The organism is Xanthomonas sp. D-36-1 (genome assembly GCF_017746155.1).
Lineage (GTDB): Bacteria > Pseudomonadota > Gammaproteobacteria > Xanthomonadales > Xanthomonadaceae > Xanthomonas > Xanthomonas cissicola.
In genome coordinates, this window is sequence record NZ_JAGHWR010000044.1 from 42,392 (window position 1) to 55,656 (window position 13,265).

At 64.4% G+C, this 13,265-nt stretch carries 16 protein-coding genes; 2 read left to right on the plus strand and 14 right to left on the minus strand.

Going from position 1 to position 13,265, the window contains the following annotated elements; genetic code table 11:
• Positions 1-330: 330 nt before the first annotated feature.
• The 7 genes from J7367_RS13885 to J7367_RS13915 form a co-directional block, all read right to left on the minus strand.
• Complete coding sequence (locus J7367_RS13885) at positions 331-660, minus strand: non-heme iron oxygenase ferredoxin subunit (RefSeq protein ID WP_008571843.1); 330 nt, start codon at positions 658-660, stop codon at positions 331-333.
• On the minus strand, positions 657-1,196 hold the full coding sequence (locus J7367_RS13890; protein ID WP_022558859.1) for a GNAT family N-acetyltransferase: 540 nt from the start codon (positions 1,194-1,196) through the stop codon (positions 657-659). The genes J7367_RS13885 and J7367_RS13890 overlap by 4 nt, the downstream gene beginning before the upstream one ends.
• Positions 1,197-1,337: 141 nt before the next feature.
• Positions 1,338-2,582 carry a cysteine desulfurase gene (locus tag J7367_RS13895; protein ID WP_057662307.1) on the minus strand — a complete coding sequence of 415 codons (1,245 nt, stop codon included), beginning with the start codon at positions 2,580-2,582 and terminating at the stop codon, positions 1,338-1,340.
• Entirely contained in the window at positions 2,579-3,841 is a 1,263-nt protein-coding gene (gene sufD, locus J7367_RS13900; RefSeq protein WP_022558861.1) for a Fe-S cluster assembly protein SufD, read from the minus strand. The genes J7367_RS13895 and sufD overlap by 4 nt, the downstream gene beginning before the upstream one ends.
• Positions 3,841-4,605 carry a Fe-S cluster assembly ATPase SufC gene (gene sufC / locus J7367_RS13905; RefSeq protein WP_017158996.1) on the minus strand — a complete coding sequence of 255 codons (765 nt, stop codon included), beginning with the start codon at positions 4,603-4,605 and terminating at the stop codon, positions 3,841-3,843. The genes sufD and sufC overlap by 1 nt, the downstream gene beginning before the upstream one ends.
• A gap of 108 nt (positions 4,606-4,713) precedes the next feature.
• Complete coding sequence (gene sufB, locus J7367_RS13910) at positions 4,714-6,171, minus strand: Fe-S cluster assembly protein SufB (protein WP_057662309.1); 1,458 nt, start codon at positions 6,169-6,171, stop codon at positions 4,714-4,716.
• 15 nt (positions 6,172-6,186) lie between these two features.
• Positions 6,187-6,645 (minus strand): SUF system Fe-S cluster assembly regulator, encoded by a 459-nt coding sequence (locus J7367_RS13915; protein WP_003487759.1) that lies wholly within the window; start codon positions 6,643-6,645, stop codon positions 6,187-6,189.
• A 175-nt stretch (positions 6,646-6,820) separates the two neighbouring features.
• Between J7367_RS13915 and J7367_RS13920 the strand changes: the two genes are divergently transcribed.
• Positions 6,821-7,288: an SET domain-containing protein-lysine N-methyltransferase gene (locus J7367_RS13920; RefSeq protein WP_003487757.1), complete on the plus strand. Its 468-nt coding sequence runs from the start codon at positions 6,821-6,823 to the stop codon at positions 7,286-7,288.
• A 102-nt stretch (positions 7,289-7,390) separates the two neighbouring features.
• Positions 7,391-7,933 carry a type 1 glutamine amidotransferase domain-containing protein gene (locus J7367_RS13925; RefSeq protein WP_057662313.1) on the plus strand — a complete coding sequence of 181 codons (543 nt, stop codon included), beginning with the start codon at positions 7,391-7,393 and terminating at the stop codon, positions 7,931-7,933.
• 112 nt (positions 7,934-8,045) lie between these two features.
• On the opposite strand, the gene J7367_RS13930 is transcribed toward J7367_RS13925, so the two are convergent.
• From J7367_RS13930 to J7367_RS13960, 7 genes are all read right to left on the minus strand, one after another.
• Complete coding sequence (locus tag J7367_RS13930) at positions 8,046-8,642, minus strand: DUF1439 domain-containing protein (protein ID WP_005913303.1); 597 nt, start codon at positions 8,640-8,642, stop codon at positions 8,046-8,048.
• Between the two features lie 55 nt (positions 8,643-8,697).
• On the minus strand, positions 8,698-9,240 hold the full coding sequence (locus tag J7367_RS22550; protein WP_057662315.1) for a hypothetical protein: 543 nt from the start codon (positions 9,238-9,240) through the stop codon (positions 8,698-8,700).
• A gap of 56 nt (positions 9,241-9,296) precedes the next feature.
• Complete coding sequence (locus tag J7367_RS13940; protein WP_003489901.1) at positions 9,297-9,638, minus strand: DUF3861 family protein; 342 nt, start codon at positions 9,636-9,638, stop codon at positions 9,297-9,299.
• A 57-nt stretch (positions 9,639-9,695) separates the two neighbouring features.
• On the minus strand, positions 9,696-10,337 hold the full coding sequence (locus J7367_RS13945) for a M23 family metallopeptidase (protein WP_007966167.1): 642 nt from the start codon (positions 10,335-10,337) through the stop codon (positions 9,696-9,698).
• 102 nt (positions 10,338-10,439) lie between these two features.
• On the minus strand, positions 10,440-10,865 hold the full coding sequence (locus J7367_RS13950; protein ID WP_008571830.1) for an HU family DNA-binding protein: 426 nt from the start codon (positions 10,863-10,865) through the stop codon (positions 10,440-10,442).
• 564 nt (positions 10,866-11,429) lie between these two features.
• A complete protein-coding gene (gene proC, locus J7367_RS13955; protein ID WP_022558865.1) occupies positions 11,430-12,284 on the minus strand; it encodes a pyrroline-5-carboxylate reductase in 855 nt (284 codons plus the stop codon).
• A 43-nt stretch (positions 12,285-12,327) separates the two neighbouring features.
• Entirely contained in the window at positions 12,328-13,020 is a 693-nt protein-coding gene (locus tag J7367_RS13960) for a YggS family pyridoxal phosphate-dependent enzyme (protein WP_057662318.1), read from the minus strand.
• Between the last annotated feature and the right edge of the window lie 245 nt (positions 13,021-13,265).

Genomic DNA, 13,265 nt, shown 5'->3' on the forward strand with positions numbered 1-13,265 from the left:
GAGGATGCGAGGCTCCCACCTGGCGATGGCTTGGCGGATGCGGGATGGAATGCGTGGATGCTGCGCCGGCTAACCCGAAGCGCTGCGCCGACAGCCGCCCGGGCCAGGCAAGCCGAGGCGCTGCGCAAGGGCGCGCAGGCGAGGCGAACGAGCGGGGCAGGCGTCGAGCGGGGCTGGGTGCATGGGATCGCAGGCAGGCCAGTTGTTAAGAAGGCCTTAAGGATACGATCTTAAATGCAAATCATTCTTCTTTGCAATATCTGCCAGTCGGTGGCAGACGCTGCGATGCGTGGCGCCGTGCATCGGCACCGTCGCTGCAACGCTCCCGCTTCAACGATCGTCGCGGGTCCAGATGCCGTCGTGTTCGCGCTTGACCGGGAATTTGGGCACGGCCGTGTAGGCAGGCGCGCACAGAGGGCGGCCGTCGCGGACATCGAAGCGCGCGCTATGCAACTGACATTCGATGGTGCCGGCTACCGGATCGAAGCTGCCAGGCGACAGCTCGTAGTCTTCGTGGCTGCAGCGGTCTTCCAGCGCGTACAAGGCGCCATCGAGGTTGAACACCACGATCGGCGTATCGGTGACCTCGTCCCAGACGGTCTGCATTTCACCGGGCAGCAGCGCATCGCTGGCACAGACGAAGGTCCAGGTGTCGCTCACGGGCTTGGCCCGTTCAACTGCTTTTCCAGCACTTCAAAACGCAGATCCTGGCGCAGCGGAATGCCGAAGCGCTCGTCGCCATACGGGAAGGGTTTGACGATGCCGGTGCGACGATACCCACGCCGTTCGTAGAAGGCGATGAGTTCATCGCGCACATCGATGACGGTCATGCGTATCACCGGCAGCTGCCATTGGCGATGTGCAAGGCGCTCGGCTTCGGCCAATAGCGTCTTGCCGAGCCCGCTGCCCTGCAGCGAAGGATCCACCGCAAACATCCCGAAATACCCGGCGCCGTGGTCATCGGCAATGTGCGCACAGGCCACCAGACGCCCATCCTGTTCGACCACCAGCACCAGGCTGCGTTCGCGCAGGATATCGTCGCGCAGCACGGCCGGATCGATACGCGCACCCTCGAGAATATCGGCCTCGGTGGTCCAGCCCACGCGGCTGCTGTCGCCGCGATAGGCCGAGGTCACCAGCAGGACGAGGGCGTCGATGTCAACGACGGTGGCGGTGCGGAAAGTGGTGGTCTGCATGGGCACAGTTTAATCGGGAATGGGAAATGCGGAATGGGGGAAGCGCTGCGCTGCCCGATGAGCCGTGTTCCATGCATCGCATGCCACCGGCGTTCGGGAGAACCGCTCTTTCGATTCTCCATTCCCGATTCCCGATTCCCATCAGCCCAACAGTCGACGCACCTTCACCAACGCGGCGACGAAGCGTTCGATTTCGTCGTGCGTGTTGTAGAACGCCAGTGACGCGCGGCAGGTGGCGGCGACGCCGTAGTACTGCAGCAGCGGATGCGCGCAGTGTTGGCCCGAGCGCACCGCGACGCCTTCCAGGTCGAGCAGGGTGGCCAGGTCGTGCGCGTGTGCACCGTCGATCAGGAACGACACCACCGCGGCCTTGTCGGGCGTGGTGCCGAAGATGCGCAGGCCGTCGATGCGTTGCAGTTCTTCGGTGAAGTGGGCGAGCAGTTCGGCTTCGCGTGCTTCCACGTGCGCCAGGCCGATCGATTCCAGGTAATCCACTGCCGCACCCAGGCCGACGAAACCGGCGATGTTGGGCGTGCCGGCTTCGAACTTATGCGGCGCATCGTTGAAGACGGTGTTCTCGAAGCTGACTTCCTTGATCATCTCGCCGCCGCCCAGAAACGGCGGCATCGCCTGCAGATGCTCGCGACGTGCCCACAGTGCGCCGGTGCCGGTGGGGCCGCACATCTTGTGCCCGGTGATGGCGTAGAAATCGCAGCCGATGCTGGCCACGTCGATGCGCCGATGCGGTGCCGCCTGCGAGCCGTCCACCATGGTGACGATGCCGCGCTTGCGCGCTTCGCGGCAGATCTCGCGTACCGGGTTGACCGTTCCCAGCACGTTGGACACGTGGGTGATCGCCAGCAGTTTGACGTCAGGTGTCATCGCCTTGCGCAAGCCATCCAGATCCAACGCGCCATCGGGCGTGATGTCGGCCACGCGGATGGTGGCGCCGGTACGCTGGGCCACCAACTGCCACGGCACGATGTTGGCATGGTGCTCCATGCGCGAAATCAGGATCACATCGCCGGCGCCCAGCCGCGGCAATGCCCACGAATACGCCACCAGATTGATCGCGAAGGTGGTGCCGCTGCACAGCACCAGCTCATCGGCGCGGACGTTGAGAAAACGCGCCAATTTGTTGCGCGCGCCCTCGAACGCGTCGGTCGCCTCGCTGCCGAGCGCATGCACGGCACGGCTTACGTTGGCGTTCTGGCGGCGGTAGAACTCGTCGGTGGCGGCAATCACCTGCAGCGGCTTCTGCCCGGTGTTCGCGTTGTCGAAATAGATCAGCGGCTTGCCATGCACCTGCCGCATCAGCAGCGGGAAATCCAGGCGCACGCGGTCCCAGTCGGGCGTTGCGCTGGGCGGAACGGCGGACACGTTCATGCCACGCCCGCCGAATTCAATGCACGGTCCAGTTGCAGCGCCAGCACGGCGCTCAAGGCGGCCGGCAGCACGCGCAAGGGTTCGTGACAGAACGCGGCACTCAGCAGGCGCTGCGCCTGTTGCTGCGGCAAGCCGCGCGAGCGCAGGTAGAACAAGGCGTTGTCGTCGAGCTGGCCCACCGTGGCGCCATGCGCGGCCTGCACCTCGTCGGCATCGATCACCAGCACCGGCTGGGTATCGATTTCGGCATTGGACGACAGCAGCAGATTCTTGTTGGACAGCCGTGCATCGGTGCCGTCGGCGCCTGCGCGGATGCGGATGCCACCATGGAAGACCACGCGGCTGCGGTCCGCGCCCACACCGCGCCATACCAGTTCGCAGGCGGTGTCGCGCGCGATATGCTCGATGCCCAGCCGCGTGTCCACATGCCGGCGGCCGTTGCCGAGCAGCACGCCATTGGCGGTGAGCTGGGCGTTGTTGCCTTCCAGGCGCACGTTGAGCTCGTGCCGCGACAGGCCGGCACCTAGCTCCAGGTCCACACGCTGGTAGCGCGCGTCGCGCGCCAGCACCGCGTCGGTGCGCAGCAGCGACGTCGCATGTGCGCTGCCGGCCTGCACGCGCGCGTGCGACAGCGCTGCGCCCTGTGCCAGATGCACGTGCATCACGCTGTTCTCCAGATGCGCGGCGTCGCCGACATGCAGGTGATGCTCGATTACCTGCAGCGCAGCGCCGGCACGCAATTCGATCAGATGGCGGTGATGCCACGACAGATCCTGCTCGCCGGCCACGCCGACGAACACCAAATGCAGTGGCAGCTCGATCTGCGCGCCGGCATGCACGCGTACCAGCACGCCTTCGTCGGCAAGCGCGGCATTCAGGCGCGCAAAGACCTCGTCGCTGCCGTCGAAGCGGCGGCCCAGCAACTGCTGCGCCTGGTCGCTTGCAGCCAACGATGCAGACAGGGTGTCCAACTGCACGCCTTCCGGCAACGTGGACAGATCGCTGAGCGCCTCGGACGGGCGGCCATTGACCAAGACCAGGCGTGGCGAAGGGATGTCGTCCAGCGCGGCGGCATCCACCAGCGTCGGGACCAACGGGGCGGGCTGAAAGCTGCGCCGTTCCAGCTGCCGCAACGAGGTGTATTTCCAGGCCTCGGCACGTGGGCCGGGCAGGCCGGTCTGCAGGGCGGCATCGAGCTCGGCGCGGCGTGCATCACTGCCGCTGAACCCGCGCGCCAGGGAGTCGAGCAGGGCACTCATCAGGCGGCAACCTCGGGAACCACGCGGTCTTTCAGGAAGTGATAACCGTGCTTTTCCAGTTCCAGGGCCAGTTCCGGGCCGCCGCTCTGCACGATGCGGCCCTCGGCCAGCACATGCACCACGTCCGGCTTGATGTAGTCGAGCAAGCGCTGGTAATGGGTGATGACCAGGAACGACCGCTCGGGCGAACGCAGCGCGTTGACGCCGTCGGCCACGCTCTTGAGCGCATCGATATCCAGGCCGGAATCGGTCTCGTCCAGAATGGCGAGCTTGGGCTCGAGCACGGCCAGCTGGAAGATCTCGTTGCGCTTCTTTTCGCCGCCAGAGAACCCTTCGTTGACGCCGCGATGCAGCAGCTCGTCCTTCAGATGCAGCACCGCCAGCTTCTGCCGCACCAGCTTGAGGAACTGCATCGAATCCAGCTCGTCTTCGCCACGCGCCTTACGCTGCGCGTTCAGCGCGGCGCGCAGGAAATAGGTGTTGTTGACGCCGGGAATTTCCACCGGGTACTGAAAGGCCAGGAACAAGCCAGCGGCGGCGCGTTCTTCCGGCGGCAGGTCGAGAAGATCCTTGCCGTCGAACTGCACGCTGCCTGCGCTGACCTCATAGCCGTCTCGACCGGCCAATACATTGCCCAGCGTGGATTTGCCGGCGCCATTGGGACCCATGATGGCGTGCACCTGGCCGGGCTGGATGTCCAGCGACAGGCCCTTGAGGATGTCTTTGCCGGCGATGCTGGCGTGGAGGTTGGTGATCTTGAGCATGGGATTGGGGATTCGAAATTTGGGATTGGTAAAAGCGAGTCAGCCGGTCGGCATCGGTGTGGGGTTCTGCGAATTCCCTATCCCCAATGCCGAATCTCTAAGGCAGCGTCAGCCGACGCTGCCTTCCAGCGAGACTTCCAGCAGCTTCTTGGCTTCCACTGCGAACTCCATCGGCAGTTCGCGGAACACCTGCTTGCAGAAGCCGTCGACGATCAACGACACCGCATCTTCCTGGCTGATGCCACGCGCGCGGCAATAGAAGAGCTGGTCGTCGCTGATCTTGGAGGTGGTGGCCTCGTGTTCGACGGTGGCGCCCGGGTTCTTCACCTCGATATAGGGAAAGGTATGAGCGCCACACTGCTTGCCGATCAACAGCGAATCGCACTGCGTATAGTTGCGTGCACCATCGGCATTGCGGTCCACCTTGACCTGGCCGCGATAGGTATTTTGGCCACGCCCGGCGCTGATGCCCTTGCTGACGATCTTGCTCTTGGTGCGCTTGCCGATGTGGATCATCTTGGTGCCGGTGTCGGCCTGCTGACGATGGTGGGTCAACGCGACCGAATGGAACTCGCCCACCGAATCGTCGCCAATCAGCACGCACGACGGGTACTTCCAGGTGATCGCAGAGCCGGTTTCGACCTGGGTCCAGGTCACCTTGCTGCGCGCGCCACGGCATTCGGCACGCTTGGTGACGAAGTTGTAGATGCCGCCGCGCCCTTCCTCATCGCCCGGGTACCAGTTCTGCACGGTCGAGTACTTGATTTCTGCATCTTCCAGCGTCACCAGCTCGACCACCGCCGCATGCAGCTGGTTCTCGTCGCGCATGGGCGCCGTACAGCCTTCCAGATACGAGACGTAGGCCTTGTCTTCGCACACGATCAAGGTGCGCTCGAACTGGCCCGTATGGCCGGCATTGATGCGGAAATACGTGCTCAATTCCATCGGGCAACGCACGTCCTTGGGGATGAACACGAAACTGCCGTCGGAGAACACGGCCGAGTTGAGCGCAGCGAAATAGTTGTCGCCCACCGGCACCACGCTGCCCAGGTACTGCCTGACGATCTCCGGGTGCTCCTTGATGGCCTCGGACATCGAACAGAAGATCACGCCTTTTTCGGCCAGTTCCTTGCGGAAGGTGGTGCCGACCGAGACCGAATCGAACACCGCATCGACGGCGACGCCGGCCAGCTTGGCGCGCTCGTGCAACGGCACGCCCAGCTTGTCGTAGGTGTCCAGCAATTCCTTGGGCACCTCGTCCAGCGAGGCGTATTTCGGGCCCTTGGGCGCGGAGTAATAGCTCAGCGCCTGGAAGTCGATCGGCGAGATCTGCAGCTTCGCCCACTCCGGCATCGGCATCTTTAGCCAATGGCGATAGGCCTCTAGACGCCAGTCGGTCATCCATTGCGGCTCGTCTTTCTTGGCCGACAACGCGCGGATGACGTCTTCGTCCAGGCCGGGCGGGAGCGAGTCCGATTCGATTTCGGTGATGAAGCCGGCGTCGTAGCGTCGACCCAGCCGTTCGAGGATCTGCGCGTTCTGTGGGGGAGCAAGTTCGGTGGCCATTGGGCTGCCTACAGGTCAGGTGGTCGCGACGCGTGCGGCGATGGAACGCCGACGGGTGTCGCCAGGGAGAGAAAGGGGCTGCAACATCTGCGCGAGCGTGACGCGACGCAAGGCATCGCCGACCACGTCGTTGATCAGGCGCCAGTTCGAGCGCACGCCACAGCGCTGCGCGATACCGCACTGGCTGTGGTCCTGGCTGCATTCGGTGATCGCCAACGGACCTTCCATCGCTTCGACGATCTCCACCAGGGTGATGTCGCTGGCGGCGCGCGCAAGTCGGTAGCCGCCGTGCACGCCGCGCAAGCCTTCAACCAGGCCCGCCTGCGACAACGGCTTGAGAATCTTGCTGACAGTCGGCGCTTCCAGACCGGCCTGTTCGGCCAGCTCGCTTGCGCTGAGCACCTGATCGCAGCGTGCCGCCAGGACGGTCAGCACGACGGTGGCGTAATCGGTGAGTTTGGTGACGCGCAACATGGAGGAGAAGACGAAATCCGAAAGCGGACCGAAATTGTACTCTTTCCAGTAAGGCAGGGCCAACGGCGCGGTTCAGCCGCCGGCAAGCGTGGCCCGTTGCGGTGCACGCTGCGCTTGTGCTTGGCGCATTGGCGCGCTGCGGTCACAATGAGCGGCCCCATCACTGGACCCCTACATGTCGCGCAAAGTTGCCGCCCGCAAGTCTCGTATCCACGGCAATGGCATGTTCGCCCTCGCCCCGCTACGCAAGGGCGAGCGCATCATTCAGTACAAGGGACGGCTGCGCACGCATGCCGAAGTGGATGCCGACGACACCGGCGACGTGGAGAGCGGGCATACCTTCTTGTTTACGCTCAGCGACGACTACGTGCTGGATGCCAACTACGAAGGCAATGTCGCGCGCTGGATCAACCATAGCTGCGATCCTAATTGCGAAGCGGTGATCGAAGAAGCCGAGGGCGACGACCGCCGCAAGGACAAGATCTTCATCGAGGCCAAGCGCGACATCAAACCCGGCGAAGAGCTCACCTATAACTACGGCATCACCCTTGCCGAGCGTCACACGCCACGCCTGAAGAAAATTTGGGAATGCCGCTGCGGCTCGAAGAATTGCACCGGAACGATGCTGCAGCCCAAGCGCTGAGCATGAAGGTGGCGTCAGGCGCTGACGCCACGCACACATCGGTTCACAGGTGCGCAACGGCACGCTTTCTAGGTTTGGGCTTCTTTTTATGAGGAGCCCCATATGTCTTATTCGCTTACAGGCAAGACGGTTGCCGTGCTGGCCACCGATGGCTTCGAGCAATCCGAACTGACCGAGCCCAAGCGCCTGCTGGAAAGCTGGGGTGCCAAGGTCGAGGTCATCGCGCCAGGCGACGGTGCACAGATTCGCGCTTGGAATCACACAGATTGGGGCGATTCGGTAACGGTCGATCGGCAGCTAGATCAGGCAACAGCCGAATCCTACGACGCGCTGGTCTTGCCTGGCGGCGTACTCAATCCCGATACGCTGCGCACCGATGAGCAGGCAATCGCATTCATTCGCGCGTTTTCGACCGCACAAAAACCAGTGGCGGCGATCTGCCATGGACCGTGGCTGTTGCTCGAAAGCGACTTGGTCCGCGACCGCCAGATCACCTCATGGCCGTCGGTCAAGACGGACCTGATCAATGCCGGCGCGCGCTTGCAGGATGCCGAAGTGGTGGTCGATGGTCAGCTGATTACCAGCCGCAAACCGGACGACATTCCTGCGTTCGCCGCGGCAGTGGCCGAGGCCTTGGCTGCATAGGCTCCTCACTGGCCAGTGTCAGCTCGAAACAAGAAGGCCCGGCGCAGGTGCGTCGGGCCTTTCAATTTGGAGTGGTGCGTGGGTTGCGCCATCGACGCCAACCCACGCGGGCCTACTTCCCGGACAGCGCTGCCGCGGGCACCAGCTGCTCGATGTTCTGGTTGAAGTTGACCGCCACACGCCCGTTCTGAATGCCGACCGATTCCACCTGCACCGCACCCATCACGGACGCAATCGCCGGATCGATCCGGTAGATCGGTTCCTTGCGCGCGTAGTCGGCCAGCCAGGTATTGAGCAGCTGCCGCGTGCTGTGGTCGAGCTTTGCGCCCGCGTGGGCGGGGCGGAAGTCGTCGATGCTGGGTTGGTCGAGATAGAAGCCCTGCTTGGCCACGTCGTAGCGCAGTGCGCTGGTCAAGGTCACATTGCCGACCGGTGCAGGAGCGCCGCCCGCGGTCGCCACGGCAAGATCGAACGCCATCTTGAGCCGATCGCCTGGCGGCAACGAGAGCGCCGGGTTGCTGACCGTCATTGCGATCAGCCCGCCCAGTGTGTCGTGTGTCTGCGGGAAGCGGCCACCCAGATACTGCTGCAGGTCGCTGGCCTGCACGCTGATCTGTTTTCCCTGGATCTGCGGTGCGGCCCAGGCGCTGGTAATGGGCATTGCCAAGGCGAGGGCGAGCATGGATCCGGCAAGCGAACGCAGTTTCATCGGGTGACTCCGGCAACATGTGACATCACCTTAGTCGGCGCCGGTGAACCACGGGTTAGCGCAACACCGGTTGCAGCGTAGCCGAATAGATTTCCCAGCCATCGCTACCGGCGCGGGGTTGCAGCCGGTATGCGCCGACCAGGCGTTGCGTGCCGGTGGTGGTGCGTACCGTCAATTGCACCGGCACTTCGATACGCTGTGGCGGCTGCGCCTGATCCAGCGCAATGGGCGGGTCGTTGTTGATGCGTATCGATTGGATGTTGGCGATGGCGCGCAAGGCAGCGTCGTCCGGCACCGGGGCAGGGCGGCCGCCGGTCCATAAGGCATCGGCCTGCGCGCGCGCCGTTCCCGGCAACGCGCCGAGGTAACGTTGAACGGTGGCGCTTGCTTGGGCGTAGTTGGCCAGCGCAAGAGCATCGGTGGGATTGGCCGCAGGGGCGGGTGATGCGGTCGTGGTGCCGGCAGTGCCCTTATCGAGAGGGCGCGATGTGCTCGCAGCATGCGTCGCCGACGCGTCGGTTGCCTGCGGATCGCCAGTGCGATGACAGCTGCAACCAGAAAGTGCGGCTGCGACAACGAGTATTCCCATCCAGCGCATGGCGCGTCCCCATCCCCGAGGTGCGCAGTGTAGCGGGTACGTGCGGCGATGCGTCTTCAGGCACCGGTGGCGGGGTGCACGCGCTGCAGGCGTTCCAGCAGTAGCTGCAGTTTGGGACGCAATGCGTCCAGTGCATCGCTGGGCTGCGCGCGTGGGCGGGCCGCCAGGTCTTCCAGCAATTGCGAGCCTACGGTCAGTGCCGCGCATTCGTCGCTGCTCAGATCGCGGCGCAGGTGTAGTTCTTCGAGCAGCCGCATCCAGTCGGCGCGCGAACGTTGTTCGAATTCGATGGTGCAGCGGTCGTCACAAGGGCGGCCGTCGTTTTCGATGGGCGTGACCGTGATGCGATAGCGTTTGCGGGACATATGGGTCGCGTCGTTCTGGGCTGTGCTCACCATAGGCGCAGGACGCAACCGTCTCGATAGGGTGGCCCATGACGCAGTGTTCCAACGTGCTCAGTTTGCTGGCTGTGCGGCGGGTTTGCGCAGGAGCGGCAGCGGATCGTACGCACCGTTGCGTCCATAGACACCATAGTGCAGGTGTGGCGGCGTGCCGCGCGCGTTGCCGGTGGTGCCGACCTTGCCAAGCAGGGTGCCGGGCTCGACCACATCGCCTACTGCTAGGCCGGCAGCCCAGTCGTCAAGATGCGCGTAGTAATGCCGTTCCATCGCCGGACCCAGGAGCCAGACCTGTTTTCCGCCCAGGCCCTGGTCGCGGATGGCGCTGACCACGCCGCGCGTTGCCGCCACCACCGATGTACCGCGTGGCGCGAAGATATCCACGCCCGCGTGTGTGCGGTCGCGGCCACGGGGTGCGCCAAAGGTGTCGGCAATCTGTCGCGCACGCACGCCTTCCACCGGCACATGCAACTGCGCAGGTGGCGGCATTTGCGACAGCTCCCAGCTGGTACGGAGCTGATGGGCGATTGGCAGCTGCCAGGCCCAGCGGGTTGCTACTGCCAGCACGCACAACAGCGCAATGGAGACAACCATGCTGCGCAGCCGACGTGCGGGGCTACGTGTGGAAGCTCGGCGTGGCGACGATGGCAGGGTGTTCGACGGACCGGTCACGGGCACCTGCAGATGGCGAATCAGCATGCAGGGTAGGGCAGTGCCGATGAGCGGTATGTGCTGCACTGTCTGGGACGATAAAAAAAGACGGCCCGCAGGCCGTCTTCGTGATACCGGATGCGTGCTCGATTAGAGCGCCGCGTCCTTCAACTTCTTCAGTGGACGTGACTTGAGCTTGGTGGTCGCAGGCTTGGCGGCGAACATCTGCTCTTCCTTGGTGAACGGGTTGATGCCCTTGCGCTTCGGCTTGGCCGGCACGTGCACGGTGGTCAGCTTGAGCATGCCCGGGATGGTGAAGCTGCCGACGCCCTTCTTGCTCAGCGATGCGTGTGCGGTGGCTTCCAGCGACGCCAGCACGGCGCGGACGTCCTTCGGAGCCAACTGGGTGCTTTCGGCAATGTGCGCGACCAGGCCGGTCTTGCTCAGTGCTTCCTTGATCGGCTTGGGCGCAGCGGACTTGGCGGCAGCGGCCTTGGCCGGCTTTGCGGTCTTGGTCGCGGCGACCTTTTTCACTGCCTTCTTGGGGGCAGCCTTCTTAGCGGCGGTTTTTGCCATGAGTGATGTGTTCCGTATTCGTTGGTGGTGTTGGGTCTGCCGACCCAGTCGGCAACGCGAAATGTAGGGCAACTGCTGCGCGCCGCCAATAGGCAAACGATGAAACAGCACGAAAAAAGCATCTTTCGACGGGGATTCGTTCACCAGCGGCAGAAAAAACGGACAAAACGCATCGGCTTGCCCGTGCCATGCGCACGTTCGCTGCAGGTCTGACGCACAGCAGCAGATCGTTTGCGCGAGCAAAGGCCGCAACGCGCATCCGTGAGGACGATGCAGCCAGCCGATAAGGCCAGCCGTTTTGGGGGATGCACGTAACGGGGGCCACGCGCCGACGAGATGGCTGCCATCGATTGCAAACGTGGACGCGCGTTGCATGTGCGGCAAATAGATCGGTTTTTGGGCGCGATGCAGCCTTCGGCGCCGTATCGCCCTGCATCCACCTTCCGGCGATCCAGGCGCTGGCGCGGCGCTTTGCGCAGATGTTCGAATTCGTTTTCGTCTTGCCATGCGCGCCGCGCAAAGGTGCCACGCGATGCGCTAGATACAGACGCCGCCGCGTTTCAATCAGCCATTGGCAGCGGACAAACTGCGGCCGCGTTCGGTCGCTGCGGCAATGGCCTGGGCGGTGAGGGCTTCAAAGCCGCCGGCCTGGAACGTCTCGATGGCGGCGTGGGTCGTACCGTTTGGCGAGGTCACGCGGCGACGCAGGACCTCCGGTGGTTCGCCCGATTCGGTGAGCATGCGTGCGGCGCCGAGCAGCGTTTGCAGCACCAGGGTGCGCGCGGTTGCGGCGGGCAGGCCCTGCGCTTGCGCGGCAGCTTCCATCGCTTCTGCCAAGAGGAAGACATAGGCCGGTCCGCTGCCGGAGACCGCGGTCACCGCATCCATCTGCGCTTCGTCGTCGATCCAGACGGTGACGCCGGCGCTGCCCAGCAGTTGGGTGGCCTGTTGGCGTTGCGTCGCGGACACACGCGCGTTGGCGTACAGCCCGGTGACGCCGGCGCCGAGCAAGGCGGGTGTGTTGGGCATGGCACGAACCACGGCGATATCGCCGCCCGACCAGCGCTGCAGCTGCGTGGCGGTGATGCCGGCCGCGATGGAAACCAGCAGCGGTTGTTGTGCCTGCGCAAGGTCGGCCAGTTGCGTGCACACCATTGGCAAGATCTGCGGCTTGACCGCCAAAACCCAGGTCGTGGCCGCATCGACAGCGGCGCGCGCATCCTCGACGACCTGCACGCCGAAGTCGCGCGCCAAGGCTTCGCGTAGATCGGCCACCGGCTCGGCCACGCGGATGCTGGCAGCCGGCGCCCCCTGCCGGATCAGCCCGGCGATCAGGCTACGCGCCATGTTGCCGCCGCCGACGAAGGCGATGGACGTCGTAGCGGAAGACGAGGGCGAGGACGAAGCAGGTGTGTTCATTGCAGCACCTTAATAAGACGAGTCGATGTGGGAGGCGATGCGATCAGGCAGAGGCGTCCGGCGCCCGACCGCGCGCGCCGAACAACGCCGTGCCCACCCGCACCATGGTGGCGCCGGCCGCGATCGCTTCGGCGAAATCCGAGCTCATGCCCATCGACAAGGTGTCCACCTGCCGATGACGGGCCTGCAGCTGCTGGAACAGCGCCTGCATGCGCGAAAACGCAGCCTGGCGTCGTGCCTGATCGGGGAACGGGGCAGGGATCGCCATCAGTCCGCGTAGCTGCAAGCGTGGTTGCAGGGCGATCGCTTCGGCCAGGCTGTCGATCGCTTCGGGTGCGCACCCATGCTTGCTGTCCTCGTCGTCGATGTTGACCTGGATCAATACATTCAACGGCGCGCGGTCGTCCGGGCGGTGACGCGCCAGCAGCGGAATCAATTTGGCGCGGTCCACCGTCTGCACCCAATCGAAGCATTGGCTCGCCAGTTCGGCCTTGTTGGATTGCAGGTGGCCGATCAAATGCCATTCCAGATCCAACGCACGCAACTGGGCGATCTTGGCGTCGGCTTCCTGCACGTAGTTTTCGCCAAAGGCGCGCTGGCCCTGCGCGGCCAGGGCGGCAACGGCGTCGGCCGGCTTGGTCTTGGAGACCGCCAGCAGCCGCACGTCGGCACGCGCTTGTGCGGCCGCTGCGGCGTGGATGGCATCGAGAATCTGTTGCAGCGACGAAGCCGGCACGTGGCGTTCCGGAGAAGGCGGGAGCGCTATAGTGCCGCCCGCAGACGCTTCCATCCAGTTGGGGGCTGCCGGACGCCTGGATCGATGCGCCGGCGCTGCGCGCGTTTAAGAGGAGTGTCTGGAAGCAAGGTGGGCAACCGTCTCCAAGCCCGACCAAGGCCCGGGGCGATGGACTGGCAGTGCGACCCGCTACGCGCGGGCAAGCGCTGCGCTCGCCAGCAAGTCCTTGATGCCACCGCGCACCA

What these genes read in the sequence shown, in the direction of transcription:
- J7367_RS13895 (WP_057662307.1), bottom strand. Translation starts at nt 2,582, where the DNA reads ATGAACGTGTCCGCCGTTCCGCCCAGCGCAACGCCCGACTGGGACCGC.
- proC (WP_022558865.1), bottom strand. Translation starts at nt 12,284, where the DNA reads ATGAACACACCTGCTTCGTCCTCGCCCTCGTCTTCCGCTACGACGTCC.
- J7367_RS13890 (WP_022558859.1), bottom strand. Translation starts at nt 1,196, where the DNA reads ATGCAGACCACCACTTTCCGCACCGCCACCGTCGTTGACATCGACGCC.
- J7367_RS13920 (WP_003487757.1), top strand. Translation starts at nt 6,821, where the DNA reads ATGTCGCGCAAAGTTGCCGCCCGCAAGTCTCGTATCCACGGCAATGGC.
- J7367_RS13940 (WP_003489901.1), bottom strand. Translation starts at nt 9,638, where the DNA reads ATGGTGAGCACAGCCCAGAACGACGCGACCCATATGTCCCGCAAACGC.
- sufC (WP_017158996.1), bottom strand. Translation starts at nt 4,605, where the DNA reads ATGCTCAAGATCACCAACCTCCACGCCAGCATCGCCGGCAAAGACATC.
- J7367_RS13945 (WP_007966167.1), bottom strand. Translation starts at nt 10,337, where the DNA reads ATGCTGATTCGCCATCTGCAGGTGCCCGTGACCGGTCCGTCGAACACC.
- J7367_RS13915 (WP_003487759.1), bottom strand. Translation starts at nt 6,645, where the DNA reads ATGTTGCGCGTCACCAAACTCACCGATTACGCCACCGTCGTGCTGACC.
- J7367_RS13930 (WP_005913303.1), bottom strand. Translation starts at nt 8,642, where the DNA reads ATGAAACTGCGTTCGCTTGCCGGATCCATGCTCGCCCTCGCCTTGGCA.
- J7367_RS22550 (WP_057662315.1), bottom strand. Translation starts at nt 9,240, where the DNA reads ATGCGCTGGATGGGAATACTCGTTGTCGCAGCCGCACTTTCTGGTTGC.
- J7367_RS13950 (WP_008571830.1), bottom strand. Translation starts at nt 10,865, where the DNA reads ATGGCAAAAACCGCCGCTAAGAAGGCTGCCCCCAAGAAGGCAGTGAAA.
- sufD (WP_022558861.1), bottom strand. Translation starts at nt 3,841, where the DNA reads ATGAGTGCCCTGCTCGACTCCCTGGCGCGCGGGTTCAGCGGCAGTGAT.
- sufB (WP_057662309.1), bottom strand. Translation starts at nt 6,171, where the DNA reads ATGGCCACCGAACTTGCTCCCCCACAGAACGCGCAGATCCTCGAACGG.
- J7367_RS13925 (WP_057662313.1), top strand. Translation starts at nt 7,391, where the DNA reads ATGTCTTATTCGCTTACAGGCAAGACGGTTGCCGTGCTGGCCACCGAT.